Raw genomic sequence first — 24,085 nt, 5'->3', positions numbered from 1 at the left:
GACGACGATGACCGTCATCGACAAGAAAACGCTGATCGAGGACCGGGTGAACCAGGGCCTGCTCGGCCAGTGGTACCCCGTCGCCAAGTCCGTCGAGGTCAAGGCGACCAAGCCCTATGGCGCGAAGCTGCTCGGCCAGAAGGTCGTGCTGTGGCGCGACCAGACCGGCGCCATCCGCTGCATCGAGGATTTCTGCCCGCACCGCGGCGCGCCGCTGTCCTACGGCGAGGTCCACGAAGGCAACATCGGCTGCCGCTACCACGGCGTGATCGTCGACGGCGACGGCGTGGTCAAGCGCGTCCCGGCCATGCCCGAATGCGCGCTCGAAGGCCGCAAGGCGCTGAAGAGCTTCGAGGTCACCGAGGCCAACGACGCCGTCTTCGTCTACATGCCCTCCGTCGAGCAGCCCACGGCGCCCGCGCTCGTGCTGCCGAAGGAACTCACCAGCGACGACTGGACCGGCTTCCTGTGCACCTCGGTCTGGGAGACCAACTACCGCTACGCGCTCGACAATCTGGCTGACCCCATGCACGGCTGCTACCTGCATTCGGAGAGCTTCACGCTGGCCTTCGGCTCCAAGCAGGACCTGATGCAGCTCGACAAGACGGACGCCGGCTTCCGCGTCAGCCGGGTCGGCCAGGTCGGCGAGAACTTCGACTGGACCGAGTTCGAGATCCATCCCGGCAACATGTTCTGCTTCCTCGACATCCCCTATCCGCAGGCGGCGGGTCCGGGCGGCTTCATGCGCATCGTCGGCTTCACCACGCCGATCGACGAGCGCACCTGCAAGGTGTTCTTCTGGCGCCTGCGCCAGGTGTCGGGCCTGGCCCGCGAAAGCTGGCGCTTCCTCTATAGGGCGCAGCTCGAGGAGAACCACTGGAACGTGCTCGAGCAGGACCGCGTCATGCTCGAAGGCATGCCCGACGACGCCCGCAAGCGCGAGATGCTCTACCAGCACGATCTCGGCGTCAGCCGCGTCCGGCAGCTGCTGACCAAGGCCGCCAAGAGCCAGATCGAGGCCGAGCTCGCTCTCAAGGTCGCGGCCGAATGAGCCTCGACGGCCGCCATATCCTGGTGACGGGCGCCGCGCGCGGCCTCGGCGCGACCATCGCGAAGGCGCTCGCCGAAAAGGGCGCGCGACTGGTGCTGGCCGACATCGCCGAGGACGAGGGTCGCGCGGTCGCCGCTTCGCTCGACGCCGTGTTTCACCCGATTGATCTCGGCGATCCGGCCTCGATCGAGGCGCTCGGCGCGGCCGTCGCGGCATCGACGAGCGGAGGGCTGCACGGCCTGGTCAACAACGGCGCCATCGCCACCGGCATCGGCGGCATCGGCTTCGAGGACATCGAGATCGACAGCTGGGACCGCGTGATGCGCGTCAACGTGCGCGGCACCTGGCTCATGACCATGGCGGTGGCGCCGCAGCTCAGGGCGAGCGGCTCTGGCCGGATCGTCAACGTCGCCTCCGACACCGCGCTCTGGGGCGCGCCGCGGCTTCTCTCCTACGTCGCCAGCAAGGGCGCGATCATCTCCATGACGCGCTCTCTCGCCCGCGAATTCGGGCCGGACCGCGTTGGCGTCACTGCCATCGCGCCCGGCATCCTGACGACGCCGTCGACCGACTACGTGCCGGAAGCCCGCCACCGCCTCTACGCCGAGGGCCGCGCCGTGCCCGGTCCGCAGGCGCCGGAGGACGTGACCGCCACCATCGCCTTCCTGCTCTCGGAGGGCGCGCTGGCGCTGACCGGGCAGGTGCTGCCGGTCAACAACGGGTTCGTCTTCACATGACCGCCGTTCCGAACCTCACGCTTCGCATGGTCGGCCCGATCGAGCTCGCCGAACGAGCGGGGACCGGTCCCGCCTGCGTCCTGCTGCACGGCATCGGCAGCAATGCCTCCTCCTTCCTGCCATTGATGGCCGAACTGCCGGCCGACTGGCGCATCCTCGCCTGGAACGCGCCGGGCTATGGCCGCTCCGAGCCCCTGGCCGGCGACTGGCCGCTCGCCCGCGACTATGCCGAGGCGCTGGCGGCCGTGCTCGACGAACTGGCGGTCAGGCGCGTCACTCTGCTCGGCCACTCGCTCGGCGCATTGATGGCCGCCTCCTTCACGGCCGCCCGGCGCGACCGCGTCGACCATCTGGTTCTGGCGTCGCCGGCGCTCGGCCATGGCATCCCGCGCGGCAACGTGCTCAGCGCGTCTGCGCAGGCGCGGATCGACGACCTCGGGATCGAGGGACCGGAGGAATTCGCGGCCCGCCGCGCTGCCCGCCTCGTCTTCGAGCCGGAGCGGAACCCCGCGCATGTCGAGGCGGTGCGCCGCGCCATGAGCCAGGTCCGGCTGCCGGGCTATGCCCAGGCGGCGCGCATGCTGTCGGCCGGACGCCTGCTGGACGACATCGCCCAGATCACCGTCCCCACCGACGTCATCGTCGGCGCGGCCGACCGCATCACCCCGTCCGACGGCGCGCGCTGCGCGCACGAAGCGCTTCGGTCGCCGTGGCGCGGGCGGTTCGTCGAGGTGCCGCAAGCCGGCCATGCGATGGCGCAGGAGAGGCCGGACGCGCTCGCACGGCTGCTTGCAGCCGTGCCGGAAACCGTTCGCTAGGAAATGAGGATCACGCCATGACCGATACCGTTCGGGTCGAAAGTCTCCGCGGCATCATGATGCGCGGGCCGGGAATTACCGCCACGCTGCCCTTCTACGAGGACATGTGGGGCCTGCGCCTGGCGCACAAGGAAGACGGCCTTGCGCTGCTGCGCGGCACCGGGCCGGAGGCCTATCTCTATGGCCTCAAGGACGGGCCGGTCTTCGGCATCGAGTACATCCATTTCGCCATGCGCGACCGCGCCTCCATGGACGCGCTGTTTGCCCAGGTCGTGGCGCGCGGCGCCGCCGTCGTCGGCCGTCCCGCGCCGTTCGACGACTGGGTCGGCGGCTACGGCTTCGAGCTGATCGATCCCGACAACCGCCGCCTGCGCTTCCGCACCGAGGCGCTGCGGCACGACGAGGAGCCCGAGTGGGCCAAGCCCCGCAAGGTGTCGCACGTCGTCCTGAACTCGGGCGACATGGAGGGCGTGCAGCAGTTCTACACCGAGGTGCTCGGCTTCCGCGTCTCCGACTACTCCGCCGACCAGATGGTCTTCCTGCGCTGCAACACCGATCACCACTCGATCGCGCTCGTCCGCAACGCCTATGCCAGCGTCAACCACGTCGCCTTCGAAATGCCGACCATCAACGAGTTCATGCGCGGCATCGGCCGCATGAAGCAGAAGGGCCACGTGCCGACTTGGGGGCCGGGCCGCCACGGACCGGGCAACAATCCCTTCGCCTATTTCGTCTCGCCCTCGGGCTTCTGCATCGAGTTCACCTCCGAACTGCAGCAGATCGACGAGGCGACGCACGAGGCGCAGGTCTGGTCGCGCAACGATCCCGAGGCCATGGACCGCTGGATGACCGCCGGCCCGCCGACGCCGGCACAGCGCGCCGTCATGCAGGGCCGGCCCGATCCCGGTTTCCCGGAACTGCGCACGGCCGGGGCCTCGTGATGGACTACGGCTACGGGGATCAGGTCGCGGTCGTCACCGGCGGCTCGTCGGGCATCGGGCTCGCCACCGTGCGCCTGCTGCTCGACGGCGGCGCGCGTGTCGCCTTCTGCGCCCGTGACGAAGCGCGGCTCAAGGCCGTCGAGGCGGAGCTCGCCTCCGCGTTCGGCGCCGGCCGGGTCCTCGCCCGGGCGCTGTCGGTGCTCGACGAGGAGGCGGTCAAGGCCTTCGCCGGCGAGGTCGAGGCGACGTTCGGTCGCTGCGACCTCCTCGTCAACAATGCCGGCCAGGGCCGCGTCTCGACTTTCTCCGAAACCGCCGATGCCGACTGGCGCGCCGAATACGAACTGAAGCTGTTCAGCCAGATCTACCCGGCCCGCGCCTTCCTGCCGATGCTGAAAGCCTCGAAGGGCGCCATCGTCGCGGTCAATTCGCTGCTCGCCTATCAGCCCGAGCCGCACATGGTCTGCACGTCCTCTGCGCGAGCCGGCGTCCAGAACCTGTTGAAATCGCTGAGCGTCGAGTTCGCGCCGCACGTCCGGGTGAACTCGATCCTGCTCGGCCTCGTCGATTCCGGCCAGTGGAGCCGCCGCTTCGAGGCGCGGGACGATAAGGAGCAGTCCCGCGACGATTGGTACGGCGCGCTCGCCGCCCGCAAGGGCATTCCGCTCGGCCGGCTCGGCGATCCAGCCGAGGCCGCCGCGGCCATCGCGTTCCTCGGATCGCGTGCGGCCAGCTACATCACAGGCGCCCAGCTCGAGGTTTCGGGCGGGCTGTCGCGACACATCTGAGGCCGGACACAATGAAGATGGAACCCCTCGTGCAGGCCGAGACCGTCGGCGACTTCATCGCACGCTATCTGGCCGAGATCGGCGTCACGGTGATGTTCGGCGTGATCTCGATCCACAACATGCCGATCCTCGACGCGGTCGCCCGCCAGGGCCGCATCCGCTTCGTGCCGGCGCGCGGCGAGGCGGGCGCCATGAACATGGCCGATGCCTATGCCCGCGTCTCCGGCACGCTCGGCGTCTGCATCACCTCCACCGGCACCGCCGCCGGCAACGCCGCGGGCGCCCAGGCGGAAGCCCTGACCGCCGGCGCGCCGGTGCTGCACATCACCAGCCAGGTCGACCTCGCCTATGCCGACCGCGACCGCGCTGCGATCCACGACGTGCCGCGGCAGCCCGAGATGCTGCGCGGCATCTCCAAGGCGGTGTATCGCCTGTGGGATGCCAACGGGGCCATCGGCGCCCTGACCGCCGCCGTCTCCGCCGCGATCTCGGCGCCGACCGGCCCGGTCAGCCTCGAAATCCCCGTCGACGTCCAGCGCACGCCGGCCCGCGGCGTCGCGCGTATCCATCCGCCGCTGCCGCAGCGGCCGCGCGCGTCCGACGGCGTCATCGACGATCTTGCCGAGCGCATCGTCCGCGCCCGCCGGCCGCTGCTCTGGCTCGGCGGCGGCGCGCGCGGTGCGGTGGCCGAGGCCACCGAACTGCACCGCCGCGGCATGGGCGTGGTCACCTCCACCAACGGCCGTGCCGTCGTCTCGGAGGCCTCGTCTGGCAATCTCGGCGCCTTCAACATGACGCCGGAGGCCGAAAAGCTCTACGCCGGCTGCGACCTGATGCTGGTCGTGGGCTCGCGCCTGCGCGGAAACGAGACCCGCAACAACGAACTGCCGCTGCCGTCGCCGCTTCTCCAGATCGACGCCGAGGCCTCGCAGGGCGGCCGCAACTATCCTGTCGAGGTCTTCGCCCATGGCGACGCGGCCGACACGCTCGCCCGCCTGCTGGAACGCCTGCCGGCGAAGCTCGACACCGACCCGGACCTGTTCTTCGACATCGCCCAGGCCCGCGCCACCGCCGAGGGCCGCATGCGCGACCAGATCGGCGACTATTTCGTCGTCGCCGACACGCTGTCGGAGACGGTGGCTGCCGGCGGCCACGCCTGGGTGCGCGACGTCACCATCTCCAACTCGACCTTCGGCAACCGCTACGTCCGGCTCACCGATCCGCGCCAGGGCGTGCATGCGCTGGGCGGCGGCATCGGCCAGGGCGTGGCCATGGGCGTCGGCGCGGCACTCGCCTCCGACGGCCCCAAGGCGATCACGCTGCTCGGCGACGGCGGCACCATGCTCGGCCTCGCCGAGATGATCACCGCCGTCGACGAGGCCGCGCCGCTGGTCTACGTGATGATGAACGACCAGGCCTACGGCGTCATCCAGAACATCCAGGACGCGCAATACGGCAGCCGCCGGCACTATTCGAAGATCGCCGTGCCGGACTTCAGGCTCTTCTGCGCCTCGATCGGCATGCCGCACCACCGCGTCGACGACGTCGAGGCCTTCGGCGACGTTCTGCGAGCAGCCCTCGCCGCCGAGGGGCCGCAGCTGATCGAGATCGACATGGTCGCCATCGGCCCCTTCGCCCAGAGCTTCGCCGGTCCCCCGGCCGGTGCCGCCGGCAAGACGGACTGATCCGATGCGTCTCGGCCTGATCGGATACGGCACCATCGCCCGCACGCTCGCCGGCCATCTCGCCGCGGTCTCGGGCATCGAGGCCGTCACCGTGCTGGTGCGGCCGGGCCGCGAGGCCGACGTGCCGGCCTCCTTCGGCGACGGCGCCATTCCCGTCGCCGCCGTCACGTCCGTCGATGCGCTGCTTGCCGAACGGCCGGATTTCGTCGTCGAATGCGCCGGCCATTCCGCCGTCGATGCCTTCGTGCCGCCGCTGCTGCGCGCGGGGCTCGACGTCGTGGTCGTCTCCATCGGCGCGCTGGCCGACGAGGCTCTGTCCCGGCGTCTGCGCGACGCTGCCGTCGGGGGGCGCTCCCGCATGATCCTGCCGGCGGGCGCGGTCGGCGGCATCGACATCCTCTCGGCACTCGGCGCCGGCGGCGAAATCCAGGTACGCTATACCGGCACCAAGCCGCCGAAGGCCTGGGCGGGCACGCCGGCCGAGGCCGTCGTCGATCTCGCCGCGCTCGACCGCCCGGCGGTGATCTTCGAGGGCACGGCGCGCGAGGCGGCGACCGCCTATCCCAAGAACGCCAACGTGGCCGCCACGCTCGCGCTCGCCGGCGCCGGCTTTGAGGCGACGCGTGTCGTGCTCGTCGCCGATCCGTCGGCTCCCGGCAACGTGCACGAATTCGAGGCCGTGTCGCCGGTGGCGCGGGTGACGATGCGCATCGAGAACGCGCCTTCGGGCAATGCGAAGACCTCGCTCGCCACCATCATGAGCGTGCTGCGCGAGATCAGGAACAGGCAGGGACCGGTGGTGATCTGATGGACGCACATGCGATCGACCTGCCCGACGGCCGCCTCTTCGTCGGCGGCGTCTGGGAAGAGGGCACCGGCGCCGAAATCGTCTCGATCTTTCCGGCCGACGGCTCGGTCAACCGCGTGCTCCGCGGCGCCTCGATCGCCGACGGCGAGCGCGCCATCGCGCGTGCGAAGGCAGCGCAGGCCGATCCGGCCTGGCGCCGGCTGAAGCCGCACGAGCGCGCGCGCTTCCTCTACCGTATCGCCGACGGCATCGAGGCGAATGTCGAGCGCATCGCCTTCATCCAGACCCGCGACACCGGCAAGACGCTGCGCGAGACCCGCGCGCTCGCCGCTTCGGCGGCCGGTACCTTCCGCTACTACGGCGCTGTTCTCGAAACCTCCGACGACCTCGCCACCGTGCAGCGCGGCGACGCGCTGACGCTCTCCATGCACGAGCCGATCGGCCTCGTCGCCGCCATCACCCCGTGGAACTCGCCGATCGCGTCGGACGCGCAGAAGGTGGCGCCGGCACTCGCCGCCGGCAACGCCGTGCTGCTCAAGCCCGCTTCCTGGTCGCCGCTGGTGGCGCTGGAGCTTGCCCGCATCGTGGAAGCCTCGGGCCTCCCGGCCGGCCTGTTCTCGGTGCTGCCCGGCGCTGGCTCCGAGATCGGCAACCTGCTCGTCGAGCATCCCGACATCGGCCGCGTCAGCTTCACCGGCGGCACCTCGACCGGCCGCGCGCTCGCCCGCAAGGCGGCCGAAAAGCTGATGCCTGTCAGTCTCGAACTGGGCGGCAAGTCGCCCACCATCGTCTTTGCCGATGCCGACATCGACGTCGCGCTCGCGGGCGTGCTGTTCGGCATCTTCTCATCCACCGGCCAGAGCTGCATCGCCGGCTCGCGCCTCTTCGTCGAGCGGTCGATCCACGACGGCTTCGTCGAACGTCTGGTCGCTGCGACGCGCAAGCTGAAGGTCGGCCATCCCTTCGATCCCGCCACGCAGGTGGCGCCCCTGGTCCATCTCCAGCATCGCGACAGCGTCGCGGCCTATGTCCAGATGGCGCGGAACGAAGGCGCCGAGGTGCTGTGCGGCGGCGCGGCGCCCGAGGGACCGGACTACGACGGCGGCGCCTATTTTCTGCCGACGATTCTCGCCGGCGTGCCCAACACGGCCCGCATCTGCCGCGAGGAGGTCTTCGGCCCGGTGCTCGTCGTCCTCCCCTTCGACGACGAGGCCGACGTGATCGCGCAGGCCAACGACAACGAATACGGCCTTGCCTGCGGGCTGTGGACGCGCGATTTCCCGAAGGCCATGCGGGTCGGCCGCGCCATCCGCGCCGGCACCGTCTGGGTCAACACCTACAAGCAGTTCTCCATCGCCACGCCCTTCGGCGGCGACAAGGAGAGCGGGCTCGGCCGCGAGAAGGGCCGCGAGGGCCTGCGCGCCTACATGACGCAGAAGAGCTTCTACCACGACCTTACCGGCGCGCCGCATCCCTGGGCGGGGGAGGCGATCCGATGAGCCGTCGCGTTGCGATCGTCGGGGCGGGGCCGTCCGGCTGCTTCGTCGCACAGGCGCTCCTGAAGGCGCGCCCGGAGCTTCAGGTCGACGTCCTCGACCGCCTGCCGGTCCCCTACGGCCTCGTCCGCTACGGTGTAGCCGCCGACCATCAGGGCACCAAGGCCATCACGCGCCAGTTCTCCCGGCTGTTCGAGCGCCAGGGCGCGCGCTTCTTCGGCAACGTCGCGATCGGCCGCGACCTGACGCTCGAGGCGCTCCGCGAGGCCTACGACGCCGTCGTCATCGCCACCGGCCTCGCGGCCGACCGCCGGCTCGGCGTTCCGGGCGACGACCTCGCGGGCGTCTACGGCGCTGGCCGCATCACCCGCGCGCTCTACGAGCATCCCGACGCCGAGCCGCTGCCCCCGCTCGGTCCCCGGCCGCTGATCGTCGGCAACGGCAATGTCGCCATCGACCTGTTGCGACTGCTCGCCAAGACGCCCGGCGAACTCGACGGCTCCGACCTCGGTCCCGGACCCACGGCCTGGCTTGCGGGCAGCGGCATCGAGGAGATCACCATTCTCGGCCGCTCTCCGGCTTCGGCCGCTCGCTTCGACGCCGTCATGCTCAAGGAACTCGTTCGGCTCGGCGGGGTGTCGATCTCGGTCGAAGACCTCGGAACGGCAGAGACGGAGGAGGGCACGCGGACCCTGGAGGCCTTGGCTGCGCTTCGCGGCCATGGCACAGGAGCGCGACGCATCCGCTTCGTCTTCGCGCGCCGGCCCCTGGCGGTCGAGGGCGCCGGGCACGTCACCGGCCTTCTCTGCGCCGCGCCCGACGGAGGCGAGGAGCGCTTCGCCGCGACGTCGATCCTCACCGCCATCGGCTTCGACGGCGAGACCGCGACGGCGCAGAGCGGCTCCGCCGTCCGGATGGCGCCAGGGCTCTACGGCGCGGGCTGGTTCGCGCGCGGTCCGCGCGGCACCATCCCCGACAACCGCGCCGACGCCCAGGCGCTCGCCTCCCTGATCCTCGCCGATCTCGACGCCATGCCCGCGACCGGGCAGCGCGGCGAACTCCTCGCTTGCCTGCCGGGCGTGGTGACCTATGACGGCTGGACGCGCATCGACGCGGCCGAGACCGCCACCCCGCCGCCCGGCCGCTGCCGCGCCAAGATCGCCGACCGCGCCGCGATGCTGTCGCTCGCGGCCGGTGGAGACCAGAAGGAGAGCCATTGATGAAGATCGCCGTTCTCTACGGAACCGAGACGGGCAATGCCGAGATGCTGGCCGAGGACCTTGCCGCCGAACTCGAGGGCGACCACGAGGTCGTCTGCAAGAACCTGTCGGCCGTCGACCCCGCCGGCTTCGATGCCGCCACGTTCTACATCCTGGTCTCGTCGACCTATGGCGACGGCGATCTTCCCGCCTCCGCGCAGCCCTTCGCCAAGGCGGTGGAGGCGAAGGCGCCCGATCTCTCCGGCATCCACTTCGCCATCTTCGGCCTCGGCGACAGCGAGTACCACGACACATTCAACGGCGGCGGCGAGAAGCTCGCGGCCCTGATGACCGCGCGCGGTGCCGTGCAGGTCGGCGAGCGGGTCACGCACGACGCGTCCGGTCCGGACATGGCCGAGGATCTCGCCTTTCCCTGGGCTCGGGCGGTCGTCGAGACGGCCGCCAACCTCGTCGGCGAGGACGCCTGATGGAGCCCGCCGCCGTCCGCGAGGCGCTCGTCGCTCCCTGGCGGCACGGCGAACACGTCGATCTGAGGGGCGTCACCGTCGACGGACCGCTCGATCTCGCCGGACTGGACCTCACCGGCATCGATTTCTCGGGCGCACGCTTCCCCGATGGCCTCGACGCCACGGGCGCGCGCTTCCTCGGCCTCGCCTGGTTCCGAGGCGCCGAGTTCGGCGGGCCGGCGCGTTTCGGCGGCACCGTCTTCCACAATGACGCGCGCTTCGAGGATGCCCGCTTCACCGCAGACGCGGATTTCCACGCGGCCGAGTTCCGCGGCATCGGCCTGTTCGACCGGGCGCGCTTCGCGGCCGGCGCCGATTTCGCCGCGATGGTCGGCTATGGCAACTTCTCGCTCCACGAAGCCGCCTTCGCCGGTGAGACCGGCTTTGCCGGCGCCGAATGGCTCGGCGGCTTCTGGGCCGACGGCGCGTCTCTTCCTGCACAGGCCGATTTCGCCGACGTCCAGGCGCATGGTCGTGTCTGGGTAAGGCGCGCGCGCCGCGGCAATGCGCCGCTCAGCCTGCCCGAGACCGGCATCGCCTTCGGCTACACCTACAGCTGATCCGAGCCCCAGCCGCGATAGCCGAGCGCCTCGGAGACCGACCGCGCGGCCCGCTTCAGCGTTTCCTCGATCTTGCCCGCCGTCGGGCTGCCTGGAGCAAAGGCGCTCGAGTGGCCTGTGACGTTGATCCCGCCGACGGCGCGGCCCTGGTGGTCCAGCACGGCCGCCGCCGCCGAGCCGATCTCGGGCTCGAAGAAGCCGACGCTCCACGCCACGCCGCGCGCCCGGTCGGCCGAAAGCTGCTCCTCGAGTGCGGCGAGGCTCGTGCGGGTCTTGTCGGTATAGGCCGGCAGGTCGACGTCCTTGTAGAGGTCGTGCAGGACCGCGCGCGACAGCTGCGCCAGGAGAATGCGCCCGATCGTCGTGGCATGCGCCGGGAGGCGCGTCCCTTCGCGCACCATGCTCGCCAGATGCGAGTTCGGCGTCTCGCGCGCCAGATAGATGATCTCGCGTCCCTCGATGACGCCGAGATGCGCCGACAGGTTCAGCTCGTCGACCAGCCGCCGCAGCACCGGCCGCGAGACCTGCAGGATGCCGCGCTCGTTGAGCGACTGCGCCGCGAGTGCGATCAGGCTGGTTCCGAGCCGGTAGCCGCCCGAATCGGGCACTTCCTCGATCATGTCCTCCTCCGCCAGCGTGGCCAGGATGCGGATCAGCGTCGTCCGGTTGATCCCCAGCGCCTTGGCGGCGTGGCTCAGGTTGCGGCAGCGGTTGCCGGCGGCGATGTAGCGCATCACCGCGATCGCGCGGCTGACCGGCGGCACGCCATAGGTCTGCGCCTTTGCCTCGGATGGTGCGATGTCTGGCAAGCCTGGCTCCTCCCGCCGGTGCGAAGATCGTTGAACGCGCTGTCCAATAGTGAACGGATCGCTGTCTTAGCGACTGCCGGAGGGGGCTGCAACGTCATCCCGACCCGCCGGGCGGGCGGGAGCGCGCAATCCCCGCTCAGTGCGCCTGCGCCGCCCGCATCGCGCCGTCCCAGCCGAGCATGCGCGAGATCCTGCGCGCGGCGGCATGCAGTGCGTCCCGCACCGCGCCGTCCAGGTCGGCGACGGCCTCCGGCGTGTGCGGCGCGGTGACGTTGATGGCCGCGACCACCCGTCCGGTCATGTCGCGCACGGGGGCTGCGGCCGAAACGATGCCCGCTTCGAAATCGCCGGCATGCACGACCACCTCGGCCACTCGGTCCTGCGCCGCGCGCGACAGGATGCCGGGCAGGGCAGGGGATCTGCCCTTCGACAGGCCAGCCGCGTCGGCCCGGAACAGCGCCATCAGTTCCGCTTCCTCCAGATCGGCCAGAAGCACGCGCCCCAGCGTCGTGTTGCGGGCCGGCAGCCGGCTGCCCACCTGCACGATCGCCGCGTTGTGGCGGTCGCCGGCGATGCGGATCAGGTAGAGCACCGATGTGCCGTCCCGCACCCCCAGATGCACCGACCAGCCGGTGGCGCCGCGCAGCTTTTCCAGCTCGCCCTGCGCGATCTCCACCACCTCGCGCGTGGCGAAATAGCCATAGCTCAGCCGCATCACCCCGGGGCCGAGCGCATAGCGCTGCTCGCGCTCGTCATGCAGCAGGCACCCCATCTCGGTCAGCGTGTAGACGGTGCGGAACGCCGCCGAGCGCGAGATGCCGAGCGCCCGCGCGATCTCGGCCAGCGTCAGCGCGGGCCGCTCCGGCGTGAACAGCTTCAGCGCCGTCAGTCCGCGCACCAGTCCTGGAACGAGATAGCGGTCGCCGTCGGGATCGTCTGCCATCGCTGCTGCTCCGGTCGCGGTTTTGTGGCCGTCCTACAACGAAGAAGCCTGCTTTGCCAGCAAAACGCCGCCTCGCCGGCAAAGTCCATCGCGGCTAGGTTCGTGTCAGTTCGAGGCTGACAGCAGGAAGGAACCCGCCATGACCGCACAGTACCGGAACTTCGACACGCTTGCCGAGGCGCTCGCCGCCCACACCGGCCGCTTCACCGACAAGACCTTCGACTGGAAGGCCTTTCCGTCGAATGTCGGCTTTGCCGATCTCGCCCGCGCCCAGATGCGCTACATCGGCGCCGGCGGCTCGCCCAAGGTCGGCGACACGACGACGCTGAAGCCCGACCATTTTACCCTCAGCCTCATCTACAAGGAGCCGGGCAAGTACGCCGCCTGCCACAGCCACGAGATCGAGGAGAGCTTCCTGATCATCGACGGCGCGCTCGTCGTCGGCTGGGAGAAGGACGGCGAGGTCGTCGAGGTCAATCTCGGGCCGAAGGACATGATCCTCAACGCCCGCGAGATCGGCCACGGCTTCCGCGTCGACGGCGTCGAGCCGGTGCTGATGACCATCTCGGTCGACGTCGGCAAGCCGCTGCCGCCGGTCTACCACTACCACCCGAAGGACCATGCTCCCGAACTCGCCCGCAGCTTCGGCGCCGAGCCCGGCAAGACCATGAAGTTCGACCCGAAGGGCAGCCATCCGCTGCAGCAGCTGATGGCGAAATACGTCGTTCGCCACGCGCAGCAGCCCACCATCTGGGAAAAGGCCGGCTTCACCCGCAAGGTCTATGTCGGTCAGGGCGGGCTTGCCAACGACAGCTGCCGCAAGGAAATGTGGGGCATCCCGTCCCGCGTCGCGCTGAAGCCCTTTGTCCGCCCGGTCGAGGATGCCTTCCTGGTCCTCGAAGGCTCGCTGGTCGTCGGCTGGGAAGACGACGGCAAGACCGTCGAGGTCGAACTCGGACCGCGCGATCTCGTCAAGACGCCCGCCGGCCAGAAGCACTGGATCCGCAACGACGGCGCCGGCGCCGCCACCGTCTGGCACGTCATCGGCACCGCCGGGGACGACGGCGTCGCCTACGAAGCCGCCTGAGCGCGCCAAAGTCTGATCGTCTCCAGGGGGCGTCCGCCGGGCGCCCCCGATGCATATCTGGCGCCGGTGCCCGCGACAGGCTGGAGGTTCGGCTCAATCGTCCGCGACCACGTTCAGGCGCGGGCGGGACTTCGGTTCAAGCGTGTCGTAGATGTCGCGAAGCGAAACGGTAGCATTCACCTCGGGCAGTACCACCGTCTGGTCGAGGCCATCGTACCTCTCGACGGTCCACCGGCCATGCGTCTCGCGTCGGTAGACTTTCACGAAGACGACATCCGGCTCCACGAGCATGATGACCCGGATGTCGTCATGCGCCCGGTACTCATCCATCTTGTCGGTCAGGTCGACGGCCAGGGTCCCCGGTGACGAGACTTCGACGACGACGGTCGGCCGTGTCGCTGCCTTGGCCGACGGGTCGGGCGGGCCGCAATCCACGACGATGTCGGGATAGCGGACGCCGGACGTCCCCGTCTTGACGGCCGTGTCACTCGACGTCGTGCGGCAGCCCATCGCCTTTGCGGAGGGAGCGAGTGCCACGAGAATGTTGCTCGTCGCCACGTTGTGGCTTTGTCTGGCCCCCGCCATCATGCGGATCGGCACGCCTTCGACCAGTTCGAATCGCTCGCTTTGTTTCTCGACCCAAACGAGAAACGCCTCGGCAGACAGTCGTTCGTGTTCCGGGATCCCCAACGAGAGTGCTCCTGCCTTGGCGGTCGATCCGCACTGTACCACGGTTTCGGTCGCTCGCCTCGGGTAAAGCCAGGATCGACGCGCCGGCGCCGGGCTGCGACCGTCTGGCACGTCAACTGCGGCTGGCTGATGGAGGGTGGAGTGGAGACCTCGCCGTGTGGTACTGTGCGTCCTGTTGCCCGACCGTGGCTGGAAACGGCTGGGTGAGCGTTTCCAGGGGTATGGCACCATGAAACCGAAGACCACGGAAACCCGGCTGGACCTGACGGACGACCTGCTGCGGCGCTTCTCCGCCGGCGGGTTGGATCGCCACATCGTCATGGACCGGCTCGACATCACCTACAGCGAGATGCTTGAGATGCTGCACGAGCGTCGACTGGATCTCCCGATGGTGCCTGCCGCCACGCGCAAGGCAATGGCCGACGCGATGAACGGTTTGCTGGACGAGACGCTGAATTGAGCAGGCGTGTCTGCAGGCGGCAAAACCCCGTCTGACGACGTCACCGACCACCCGGGCGCGGTCGCAGGCAAGCCGACGAGTTGGTAAAATCCTCCGGGGAAGAGACCGGTTGCCATGTCTTTCGGCGCTCCGGGCACGGAACCGGTGTTGACGGAGGTCAAGGACGCCCGCTCCGCCAAAGCTTATCCACATCCTGTCGTCGGCTGACGCCTGCGGCATTCGCACGATGCGAGGGAGGTGGAAGACATGGCACATGTGGTCGTTCTGGGCGCCGGACTTGGCGGCACGATCATGGCCTACGAGCTGCGCGACGCGCTCGGAAGGCAGCACAGGATTTCGGTCGTCAACAAGGGCAGCCGCTATTCCTTCGTTCCGTCCAACCCCTGGGTGGCGGTCGGCTGGCGCAGCAGGGAGGCCATCGAGGTCGACCTGACGAAGGTCTTCGAAAAGCGCGGCATCGACCTCCATCCCCAGGGCGCCGCGAAGGTGCATCCGAAGGAGAAGCAGGTCGAGCTGAGCGACGGCGCGCGCCTGTCCTACGACTACCTCGTCATCGCCACCGGCCCCGATCTCGCCTTCGACGAGATCGAGGGTTTCGGTCCGGCCGCCAACAGCCAGTCGGTCTGCCACGTCGACCACGCGCTGCAGGCGAAGGAGGCCTTCGACCGCCTCGTCGCCAATCCTGGTCCGGTCGTGATCGGCGCCGTGCAGGGCGCATCCTGCTTCGGCCCCGCCTATGAATTCGCCTTCATCCTCGACAAGGCCCTGCGCGACGCCAGGGTGCGCGACCGCGTGCCGATGACCTTCGTGACATCCGAACCCTATGTCGGCCATCTCGGTCTCGACGGCGTCGGCGACACCAAGGGCCTGCTCGAGAGCGAGCTTCGCCAGCATCACATCAAGTGGATCTGCAACGCCCGCGTCGACAGGATCGAGCCCGGCATGCTGCATGCCAGCGAGATCGCCGAGGACGGCACCGTCCGGGAGGTCCACGCGGTGCCGCAGAGCTTCATGATGATGCTCCCCGCCTTCCGCGGCGTCGAGGCCGTCCGCGGCATCGAGGGTCTCACCAACCCGCGCGGCTTCATCCTCGTCGACGAGCACCAGCGCAATCCCGCCTATCCGGACGTGTTCGGCATCGGCGTCTGCGTCGCCATCCCGCCGGTCGGCAAGACGCCGGTCCCGGTCGGCGTGCCGAAAACCGGTTTCATGATCGAATCCATGGTCACCGCCACCGCCCACAACATCGCCCGCCTCGTCGAGGGCAAGGCGCCCGATGCCCAGGGTACCTGGAACGCGGTCTGCCTGGCCGATTTCGGCGATTCCGGCATCGCCTTCGTGGCGCAGCCGCAGATCCCGCCGCGCAACGTCAACTGGTCGGCGTCGGGGAAGTGGGTCCACACCGCCAAGATCGGCTTCGAGAAGTATTTCCTGCACAAGATCCGGTCGGGACAGTCCGAGCCCTTCTACGAGAAACTCGCGCTCCAGGTGCTCGGCATCGACAAGCTCAAGGAAGTCCGGATCGGCGGCGGCACCGGCGCGCCACAGGCCTGACCAGATCCGCATCGGAGAATGGCGTCCAGGGCCTTGCACTTTCCATAACACATGCATAAGTGATCATGTGATAATTCGAATTGGAGATTCACCCATGTCCCTCGATCGTTCCGTCCTCGCCTTTGCCGGTATCATGGTCCTCCTGTCCGTCGTTCTGACGGTCTGGGTGTCGCCGCTCTTCGTCTGGTTCACCGTCTTCATCGGCCTGAACCTCTTGCAGTCCGCCTTCACCGGCTTCTGCCCGGCGGCATCCATCTTCAAGCTGTTCGGCGTGAAGCCGGGCTGCGCCTTCTGACAACGGGAACACCGTCATGCGCATTGCCCTCCTGACCGCGGTCCTGCTCGCCGCCGCCCCGGCGGCGGCGGCCGGGCTGACTATCGAGCCGATCGCCATCACCGAATGGAAGGCCGTCTACGGCCGCATCGAGGCGCGCGACCTCGTGCCGGCCCGCTCGCGGATCGGCGGCATCGTCGTCGAGCTGCTCGTGACCGAAGGCGACGAGGTAAAGGCGGGCGATCGCATCGCCACCGTGCGTGACGACAAGATCGAGTTCCAGATCGCCTCCTACGACGCCCAGCTCCGCGCCCTCGAGGCACAGCTCGCCAGGGCGCAGTCCGAACTCGAGCGTGGCCAGTCCCTCGTCGACAAGGGCATCGCGACGGCGCAGCGGCTCGACCAGCTGAGGACCGACGTCGACGTGGCGCTCAACCAGATCGCGGCGGCGCAGGCGCAGCGCTCGGTCGTCGTGCAGCAGGGCCAGGAAGGCGCCGTTCTGGCTCCCGCCGACGGCCGCGTGCTCACCGTGCCCGTCACCCGCGGCGCGGTCGTGATGGCGGGCGAAGAGATCGCCACGCTCGGCGGCGGCGGCTTCTTCCTGCGGCTCGCCATCCCCGAACGCCATTCCGCCACTCTCGTGCCGGGCGCCGACATCCGCATCACCGGCAACGGCAAGGAACTGACCGGCCGCCTGGCGAAGATCTATCCGCAGATCGAGAATGGCCGCGTCGTCGCCGACGTCGAGGTCGAAGGCCTCGACAGCGCCTTCGTCGACGCGCGCGTCCTCGTGGAGGTTCCGGTCGGCGAACGGAAGGGAATTGCCGTTCCGCGCGCAGCGGTGACGACCCGCTCGGGCATCGACTTCGTCTCCGTCATGCGCGACGGCCAGCCCGTGGAACGCGCGGTCGTTCTCGGCGAGCCGCTGGTCGGCGACGCCGGCACGCTGGAAGTCCTGACCGGCCTGTCCGCCGGTGACGTGGTGGAGCTGCCATGACATCCCCCGAGACACCGCACGGCACGTCGCTCGGCATCGCGGGCGGCCTGACGCGGGCCTTCATCTCCTCGCCGCTGACGCCGCTGTTCCTCATCGCCGCCTTCGCCTTCGGCCTCATCGCGCTGATGACGCTGCCGCGCGAGGAGGAGCCGCAGATTTCGGTTCCCATGGTCGACATCCGCGTCGATGCCTCCGGCCTCAAGGCCGAGGACGCCGTCAAGCTCGTCACCGAACCGCTCGAGACCATCGTCAAGGGCATCGACGGCGTCGAGCACGTCTATTCGCAGACGCAGGACGACGGCGTGCTGGTCACGGCGCGCTTCATCGTCGGCACCTCGTCGGACTCGGCCGTTCTGCGCGTCCACGACAAGGTGCGCGCCAACATGGACCGCATTCCGGTCGGCGTGCCCGAGCCGCTGATCGTCGGGCGCGGCATCGACGACGTCGCCATCGTCTCGCTCACCCTGTCGCCGAAGCCGGAAGCCGCCGACGCCATCACCGCCAACACCCTGACGCGGATCGCGCGCGAACTGCGCACCGAGATCGCCAAGATCGACGATGTCGGCCTGACCTATCTCGTCGGCGACCAGGACGAGCGCATCCGCATCGCGCCCGACCCCGAGAAGCTCGCGCTGTTCGGCGTGACGCTGCAGCAGCTGGCGGGCAAGGTGCAGGGCGCCAACCGCGCCTTCCCCGCAGGCCGCGTCCGCGACGGCGGCGATCAGGTCATGCTGGTGGCCGGCGAAACCCTTGGCTCGCCCGCCGCGATCGGCAATCTCCTGCTCACCGCCCGCGACGGCCGCCCGGTCTATGTCCGCGACGTGGCCGACATCGGCTTCGCCGAGGACGGCGCCGACACCTATGTCGCCACCGTCACGCGCGGCGAGGGCGGTCTGGTCCGCGTGCCGTCGGTGACCGTTGCCGTCGCCAAGCGCGCGGGCTCCAACGCCGTCACCGTGGCCGAAGAGATCCTGCACAGGGTTGAAAGCCTCGAGGGTAACCTGATTCCCGAAGACATCGCCGTCGAGGTCACGCGCGACTATGGCGAGACCGCCAACGAGAAGGCGAACGAACTCCTCTACCACCTCGGCCTGGCCACCGTGTCGATCATCCTGCTGGTCTGGTTTTCCATCGGCCGGCGCGAAGCGGTCGTGGTGGCCGTGGTCATCCCGGTCACGATCCTGCTCACGCTGTTTGCCTCCCGCGTCATGGGCTACACGCTGAACCGCGTCTCGCTCTTCGCGCTGATCTTCTCGATCGGCATCCTGGTCGACGACGCCATCGTCGTCATCGAGAACATCTCCCGTCACTGGGGCATGGGCGACGGGCGCGATCGCAAGCGGGCCGCCATCGAGGCGGTGGCCGAGGTCGGCAACCCCACCATCGTGGCAACGCTCACCGTGGTCGCTGCACTCCTGCCCATGCTCTTCGTCTCGGGCATGATGGGTCCCTACATGAGCCCCATCCCGGCCAATGCGTCGGCCGCCATGATCTTCTCCTTCTTCGTCGCCGTCATCGTCACGCCCTGGCTGATGCTGAAGACGGCGGGCAACGCACCGATGCCCGCCCATCACGACCACGCCCATGGCGGCATGCTCGGAAAGATGTACGCGGCAGTCGCCCGGCCGATCCTGGCGTCGAAGGCGCGCAGCTGGCTCTTCCTGTTTGCCGTCGGCGCACTCACGCTGGGCTCGCTGGCGCTGTTCTACACCAAGGACGTCACCGTGAAGCTGCTGCCCTTCGACAACAAGTCGGAGCTGCAGGTGACGATCGACCTGCCCGAAGGCGCGTCCGTGGAAGCGACCGATGCGGTGGCGCAGGCCGTGGCGGGAGAGGTGCTCGCGCTGCCGGAGGTGAAGTCGGTCCAGACCCATGCGGCGACCGCCGGCCCCTTCAACTTCAACGGCCTTGTCCGGCATTCCTTCTACAGGACGGAGCCGCAGCAGGGCGAGGTCGCGATCAACCTCCTGCCCAAGGCCGAGCGGTCGCGCTCGAGCCATGCCATCGCGCTCGACATCCGCCAGCGCATCGCCGGTCTGCCGGTGCCGGCTGGCACCAGCCTCAAGGTCGTCGAGCCGCCGCCCGGACCCCCGGTCATGGCGACGCTTCTGGCCGAGATCTATGGACCGGATGCGCAGACGCGGCGTCTCGTTGCCGCGAAGGTCGAGGCGGCGTTCCGCTCCGTGCCCTTCATCGTCGACGTCGACAATTCCTACGGCGAGCAGGCGCGAAAGCTGCGGCTGACGATCTCCACCGACGACCTCGAATTCTTCGGGGTGGAGGAGGGCGACGTGTTCGACACGATCGGCATCCTGAACGGCGGCCAGACGGTCGGATATTCGCATCGCGGCGGCGGGCGCCAGCCGATCGCGATAAGGCTGGAGCGGCCGAAGGGCGAGCGTACGCTCGACGAGCGCTTCCTGACCACGCCGATCCCTGCCAACGTGCTGCCCGGCGCGCGCGGGGTCGTCGAACTCGGCGACGTGGTGGAACTGAACGCGGAGACGGCGTCCTACCCGGTCTTCCGCCACAATGGCCGCGCTGCCGAGATGGTGACGGCGGAGCTCGCCGGCGATTTCGAGGCACCGCTCTACGGCATGCTGGCGGTGCAGGAGGCGATCGACGCCCAGGACTGGACGGGGCTCGAGAAGCCGGTGATCGCGCTGCACGGCCAGCCGCAGGACGAATCGGTCCCAACGCTGCTGTGGGACGGCGAGTGGGAGGTCACCTGGGTGACGTTCCGCGACATGGGCGCGGCCTTCATGGTGGCTCTGCTCGGCATCTACATCCTGGTCGTCGCGCAGTTCGGTTCGTTCAAGGTGCCGCTGGTCATCCTGACGCCGATCCCGCTCACCTTCATCGGCATCCTCGGCGGGCACTGGCTCTTCGGGGCGCCGTTCTCGGCCACCTCGATGATCGGCTTCATCGCGCTGGCCGGCATCATCGTCCGCAACTCGATCCTGCTCGTCGACTTCATCCGCCACGCCGACGGTGCCGGCCGGTCACTGACCGAGATCCTGATCGAGGCGGGCTCGATCCGCTTCAAGCCGATCCTGCTCACGGCGCTCGCCGCCATGATCGGCGCCGCCGTGATCCTCACCGACCCGATCTTCCAGGGGCTGGCGATCTCGCTGCTGTTCGGGCTGGCATCCTCGACCATCTTGACCGTTCTGGTCATACCAGCCATTTATCGGGTGCTGCGCACCTGACCTGCGCGACCGATTCCCATGCGGCGGACCTGACGCGTCAGTGACGGTCCCCAACGGAAAAGCCCCGCCTGGCCAGTGCCGGACGGGGCTTTTCTCGTTTCGAAGGGTGTCGGGACGACGAAGCGGTCCCGACAGCGCTTAACCAACGGCCCTTGCGGCTGACTATCGGAGCAACACCTTCGCCGTCATCCTCGGGCTTGTCCCGAGGATCTACCCACGTCCGGACTTCTTGACGGTATTGCTGTCACGCGGAACGCTCCGGGCACCAACCTCACTCAAGTCGGCAGATCCTCGGGACAAGCCCGAGGATGACGACCCGCCCGATGCCAAAGGTATCTGCTCACCGGGAAACGGCAAGGGAGATGCAACCGGTCAAGCGTCCCGGCGAGGCCTAATCCGGAAACACGATCGTGCGCATGCCGTTCATCAGCACGCGGTCTTCCAGATGGGCGCGCACCGCGCGGGCGAGCACGCGGCGCTCGATGTCGCGGCCCTTGCGCACCAGTTCCTCGGCGGTGTCGCGGTGGCTCACGCGCTCGATGTCCTGCTCGATGATCGGCCCTTCGTCGAGATCGCTGGTGACGTAGTGGGCGGTCGCCCCGATCAGTTTCACGCCGCGCTCGTGCGCCTGGTGGTAGGGCTTCGCGCCCTTGAACCCGGGCAGGAAAGAATGGTGGATGTTGATGCAGCGCCCCGCCAGGTGCTCGGTCATCTCCTCCGACAGGATCTGCATGTAGCGCGCCAGCACGACGAGATCGACCTCGCCAGCCTTGACGATGTCGAGCAGCTTCGCCTCCTGCTCGGCCTTGGTCTCCTTCGAGATCGGCAGGTGGTGGAACGGGATGTCGCCGAAGGCGAGGTTCGGATAGGTGTCGCGGGCATAGTTGGAGACGATGCCGGCGATCTCCATGTTCAGCTCGCCCATGTGCCAGCGATAGAGCAGGTCGGCCAGGCAATGGTCGAAGCGCGACACCATGATCAGCACGCGCCGACGCTCGTTGCGGGCGCGCAGCGACCAGTTCATCTCGAAGGGCGCCAGCACGGGCGCCAGCAGGTCGCGCGCCTTCTGCGCCCCGATCGGTGCCGTGGCGCCGGAAAACACCACGCGCGAGAAGAACTGGCCGGTGCCGTGGTCGTCGAACTGCTGCAGGTCGGCGATGTCGCCGCCCATGTCGAAGATCGCCTTCGACAGGGCGGCCACGATGCCCGGCTTGTTGGAGCAGGAAGCGGAAAGGATCAGAGGTTCGTCAGCCAAGTTGGTCTCCATTCGGTCAGGTCGGGCCTGGGCGGCGCGGCGGGAGGATCGCGGCGCCCGGGCGGGTCAGAAGGCTCCGTCGCTGCGGGTCAGCAGCGTTGCCAGCACGGCCGACACGGTGAAGAGACCGGCCACGGTCGCGATGATCAGCGCTGCGGCGGCCTTCGTCTCCAGCGCGTAGCGGCGGGCGAGGACGGGATAGATCGTTAGCATCGAGGCGCTCGAGAAAACTATCGCACATGCGGCAAGTCCTGCCGGAACGCCGGGAATGACAAGAAGCATGCCGGCCACGGCCAGCGGATGCACCACGAGCTTGCCGATGACGACCGGCCCGATATCCGCCGTCACGTCGCCGCGGTTCAGGCTGGCCACCACCCCGCCCACCACGAACAGCGCCACCGGCGCGGAGGCGCGGCCGAGCAGGTCGACCGAAGTCGAGAGCAGGGCGGGAACCGGCACCTCGGCAAAGGACAGCGCAGTGCCTGCGAAGATCGCCCATATCAGCGGCATGGCCGCGAGCCGCCGTACGGTCCCGCCGAGCAGGCCCGCCACCGAGCCGCCGCCGTTCCGTCCGAGCTCGGCCAGCGTCAGTGCCAGCGGGATGATCAGGATGTTCTCCACCAGCATCGTCAGCGGCATCGCCACGAAGGCCGGCGCGCCGATCACCAGCGACGCCACCGGAAAGCCGATGAAGCCCGTGTTGGAGCCGGTGCCGCCCAGCGCGCCGATCGCCGCCGCCGTCAGCGGCCGCCGCAGCACGAGGCGCATGACGCCGAAGACGACGGCGAAGGCGATCATCGATCCGCCGGCATAGACAGCGAGGAAGGGGAGGTTGATCGTCTCCCCAAGATGCTGGCCGGTAAATGTGGAGAAGATGATCGCGGGCAGCGCGAAATTCACCACGAAACCCGCCAGCCCGTCGATCTGGGCGGGCGTCGCATAGCCCGTCCTGCCGGCGAGGAAGCCGAGGCCGATCAGGAACAGGATCGGAAACATCAGCGGGAGGATGGCGGGCATCGGGCCGTTTTGGGTTTGCGTATTGGTGCGAGCGGGCGCCGGCTGGCGCGCGGGAACTGATCGGATGCGGCGTAGAGCCTGACCGGGGCGCGGGCAAGGGGCGTGATTGTTTTCCGGTCGGCGATGTCTGGCAGGCGGGGCACCGTCGAGCCCTCCATCAGCGACGCGCATGTATGCATACTGTCGATCCATAACGGCACTGTCAACCAGGGAACACGCACAAGAACCCGATGCGGCCCGACATCGGATGGCTCTGCACTTTCCCGAAGCTGTCGACGCAATCGCAAAAAGGTCTTGGTATGCAAGAGTCTCCGTACGAATCCGGATTCGATTTGCGAACTTGGCGCCAAAGCGAGGGACGGCATGCGCGGCTTCGTGGGGAACGACAATGGGATCAATCATGTATACAGGAATGGGCTTGCACGGGGGTCCTCGTGGCGAGGTTTGGCGCAGCCAGGCTCCGCATCGGGCAACGCAGGCCACCCACGGTCCTCATCCTGAGGTGCGAGCCCGCACCACCTTCGGCGAGCGGCCGTTCACTCCGCGGGCGAGCCTCGAAGGACGCACCACGCCGGTGCAGCGAGGCGGGTCACGAAGCCCGCGGCGGCACGGTCGTGCGTCCTTCGAGGCTCGCTCCGCTCGCGCCTCAGGATTGTCTGTCGTCGATGTGCTTAACTGTCGGGGAAGCTGGTTCGCCAGCGCCCGTCTGGCCAGACGGGCGCTGGCGCCGGCGGGCTCCCGTCTCAGGTTCGGATTTTCGTCCGTCCTCATCAAGGGTACCCGCCGGCCCGGCTTCGCTCGCTTGCTGACGTGAACGGGACGCCCCTTGGGACGCACCCGAAGACAATCCGAAGCCGGAGGCCCATCATGATCCACGATTGTCCGCAATTCCACCGCGTCGTCGGCTGCGACGTCGCCAAGCACTCCGTCACGCTGCACGACCTCGCGTCGGGCCGAACCTTCACCGTCGACAATGAGCCGGAGGCGCTGGGCCAGGCGCTGGCCGAATTCCGCGGCCATGATCTCGCCGTGTGCGAGGCAACCGGCGGCTACGAGGATGTCCTGCTCGGCGTCCTGAACGGCCTGTCGATCCCCGCCCATCGCGGCCACGGCACCCAGATCAGCGCCTATGCCCGCTCCTTCGGCCTCGCCAAGACCGACCGCATCGATGCGCGCGTGC

General features: G+C 68.8%; 22 protein-coding genes and 1 pseudogene. 18 read left to right on the top strand and 5 right to left on the bottom strand.

Annotated elements, in window-relative coordinates:
* Positions 1–7 precede the first annotated feature (7 nt).
* From N1F91_RS18970 to N1F91_RS18920, 11 genes are read left to right on the top strand one after another with little or no spacing between them, the layout of a single operon-like run.
* Positions 8–1,051: an aromatic ring-hydroxylating dioxygenase subunit alpha gene (locus N1F91_RS18970; protein ID WP_289994613.1), complete on the top strand. Its 1,044-nt coding sequence runs from the start codon at positions 8–10 to the stop codon at positions 1,049–1,051.
* The gene (locus tag N1F91_RS18965) at positions 1,048–1,788 is read left to right on the top strand and encodes an SDR family oxidoreductase (RefSeq protein WP_289994612.1); all 741 of its coding nucleotides are present in this window, start codon (positions 1,048–1,050) and stop codon (positions 1,786–1,788) included. Before N1F91_RS18970 ends, N1F91_RS18965 begins: the two co-directional genes overlap by 4 nt.
* On the top strand, positions 1,785–2,606 hold the full coding sequence (locus N1F91_RS18960) for an alpha/beta hydrolase (RefSeq protein ID WP_289994609.1): 822 nt from the start codon (positions 1,785–1,787) through the stop codon (positions 2,604–2,606). The genes N1F91_RS18965 and N1F91_RS18960 overlap by 4 nt, the downstream gene beginning before the upstream one ends.
* 17 nt (positions 2,607–2,623) lie before the next feature.
* The gene (locus N1F91_RS18955) at positions 2,624–3,547 is read left to right on the top strand and encodes a VOC family protein (RefSeq protein ID WP_289994608.1); all 924 of its coding nucleotides are present in this window, start codon (positions 2,624–2,626) and stop codon (positions 3,545–3,547) included.
* On the top strand, positions 3,547–4,335 hold the full coding sequence (locus tag N1F91_RS18950) for an SDR family oxidoreductase (RefSeq protein WP_289994607.1): 789 nt from the start codon (positions 3,547–3,549) through the stop codon (positions 4,333–4,335). The genes N1F91_RS18955 and N1F91_RS18950 overlap by 1 nt, the downstream gene beginning before the upstream one ends.
* 11 nt (positions 4,336–4,346) lie before the next feature.
* Positions 4,347–6,020 (top strand): thiamine pyrophosphate-binding protein, encoded by a 1,674-nt coding sequence (locus N1F91_RS18945; RefSeq protein WP_289994606.1) that lies wholly within the window; start codon positions 4,347–4,349, stop codon positions 6,018–6,020.
* A 4-nt stretch (positions 6,021–6,024) separates the two neighbouring features.
* Entirely contained in the window at positions 6,025–6,828 is an 804-nt protein-coding gene (locus N1F91_RS18940) for an aspartate dehydrogenase (protein WP_289994605.1), read from the top strand.
* A complete protein-coding gene (locus N1F91_RS18935; RefSeq protein ID WP_354670553.1) occupies positions 6,828–8,327 on the top strand; it encodes an aldehyde dehydrogenase in 1,500 nt (499 codons plus the stop codon). Before N1F91_RS18940 ends, N1F91_RS18935 begins: the two co-directional genes overlap by 1 nt.
* Positions 8,324–9,544, top strand: a complete 1,221-nt coding sequence (locus tag N1F91_RS18930) for an FAD-dependent oxidoreductase (RefSeq protein ID WP_289994604.1) — start codon at positions 8,324–8,326, stop codon at positions 9,542–9,544. Before N1F91_RS18935 ends, N1F91_RS18930 begins: the two co-directional genes overlap by 4 nt.
* Complete coding sequence (locus tag N1F91_RS18925; RefSeq protein ID WP_289994603.1) at positions 9,544–10,011, top strand: flavodoxin domain-containing protein; 468 nt, start codon at positions 9,544–9,546, stop codon at positions 10,009–10,011. Before N1F91_RS18930 ends, N1F91_RS18925 begins: the two co-directional genes overlap by 1 nt.
* Positions 10,011–10,610, top strand: a complete 600-nt coding sequence (locus tag N1F91_RS18920; protein ID WP_289994602.1) for a pentapeptide repeat-containing protein — start codon at positions 10,011–10,013, stop codon at positions 10,608–10,610. The genes N1F91_RS18925 and N1F91_RS18920 overlap by 1 nt, the downstream gene beginning before the upstream one ends.
* Here N1F91_RS18920 and N1F91_RS18915 read toward each other — a convergent pair.
* Positions 10,601–11,419 (bottom strand): IclR family transcriptional regulator, encoded by an 819-nt coding sequence (locus tag N1F91_RS18915; protein WP_289994599.1) that lies wholly within the window; start codon positions 11,417–11,419, stop codon positions 10,601–10,603. The genes N1F91_RS18920 and N1F91_RS18915 overlap by 10 nt on opposite strands.
* 136 nt (positions 11,420–11,555) lie before the next feature.
* Positions 11,556–12,362: an IclR family transcriptional regulator gene (locus tag N1F91_RS18910; protein WP_289994597.1), complete on the bottom strand. Its 807-nt coding sequence runs from the start codon at positions 12,360–12,362 to the stop codon at positions 11,556–11,558.
* 139 nt (positions 12,363–12,501) lie between these two features.
* On the opposite strand from N1F91_RS18910, the gene N1F91_RS18905 reads away from it, so the two are divergent.
* Positions 12,502–13,449, top strand: a complete 948-nt coding sequence (locus N1F91_RS18905) for a cupin domain-containing protein (RefSeq protein WP_289994596.1) — start codon at positions 12,502–12,504, stop codon at positions 13,447–13,449.
* A 93-nt stretch (positions 13,450–13,542) separates the two neighbouring features.
* Here N1F91_RS18905 and N1F91_RS18900 read toward each other — a convergent pair whose 3' ends face one another.
* Complete coding sequence (locus N1F91_RS18900; protein ID WP_289994595.1) at positions 13,543–14,139, bottom strand: Uma2 family endonuclease; 597 nt, start codon at positions 14,137–14,139, stop codon at positions 13,543–13,545.
* A 157-nt stretch (positions 14,140–14,296) separates the two neighbouring features.
* Here N1F91_RS18900 and N1F91_RS18895 point away from each other — a divergent pair, with 157 nt between their 5' ends.
* The 5 genes from N1F91_RS18895 (at position 14,297) to N1F91_RS18875 (ending at position 20,633) form a co-directional block, all read left to right on the top strand.
* Positions 14,297–14,599: a hypothetical protein gene (locus N1F91_RS18895; protein ID WP_289994594.1), complete on the top strand. Its 303-nt coding sequence runs from the start codon at positions 14,297–14,299 to the stop codon at positions 14,597–14,599.
* A 246-nt stretch (positions 14,600–14,845) separates the two neighbouring features.
* Positions 14,846–16,153 (top strand): FAD-dependent oxidoreductase, encoded by a 1,308-nt coding sequence (locus tag N1F91_RS18890; RefSeq protein WP_289994593.1) that lies wholly within the window; start codon positions 14,846–14,848, stop codon positions 16,151–16,153.
* Positions 16,154–16,247: 94 nt separating this feature from the next.
* Entirely contained in the window at positions 16,248–16,448 is a 201-nt protein-coding gene (locus N1F91_RS18885) for a DUF2892 domain-containing protein (protein WP_289994591.1), read from the top strand.
* A gap of 16 nt (positions 16,449–16,464) precedes the next feature.
* The gene (locus N1F91_RS18880) at positions 16,465–17,424 is read left to right on the top strand and encodes an efflux RND transporter periplasmic adaptor subunit (RefSeq protein WP_289994588.1); all 960 of its coding nucleotides are present in this window, start codon (positions 16,465–16,467) and stop codon (positions 17,422–17,424) included.
* Positions 17,421–20,633, top strand: coding sequence for an efflux RND transporter permease subunit (locus N1F91_RS18875; RefSeq protein ID WP_289994586.1), 3,213 nt, complete (start codon positions 17,421–17,423; stop codon positions 20,631–20,633). Before N1F91_RS18880 ends, N1F91_RS18875 begins: the two co-directional genes overlap by 4 nt.
* 391 nt (positions 20,634–21,024) lie before the next feature.
* On the opposite strand, the gene purU is transcribed toward N1F91_RS18875, so the two are convergent.
* Together purU and N1F91_RS18865 are read right to left on the bottom strand one after the other, a co-directional pair.
* A complete protein-coding gene (purU, locus tag N1F91_RS18870; protein WP_289994585.1) occupies positions 21,025–21,900 on the bottom strand; it encodes a formyltetrahydrofolate deformylase in 876 nt (291 codons plus the stop codon).
* A gap of 54 nt (positions 21,901–21,954) precedes the next feature.
* Positions 21,955–22,905 carry an AEC family transporter gene (locus N1F91_RS18865; RefSeq protein ID WP_289994584.1) on the bottom strand — a complete coding sequence of 317 codons (951 nt, stop codon included), beginning with the start codon at positions 22,903–22,905 and terminating at the stop codon, positions 21,955–21,957.
* A gap of 867 nt (positions 22,906–23,772) precedes the next feature.
* Here N1F91_RS18865 and N1F91_RS18860 point away from each other — a divergent pair.
* Positions 23,773–24,085: pseudogene (locus N1F91_RS18860) on the top strand (IS110 family transposase); the annotation flags it as partial.

The organism is Aquibium sp. ELW1220 (assembly GCF_030398385.1).
Taxonomy (GTDB): domain Bacteria; phylum Pseudomonadota; class Alphaproteobacteria; order Rhizobiales; family Rhizobiaceae; genus Aquibium.
The sequence above is the reverse complement of the archived record's forward strand: the minus strand, read 5'-3'. Positions and strand labels throughout refer to the sequence as shown.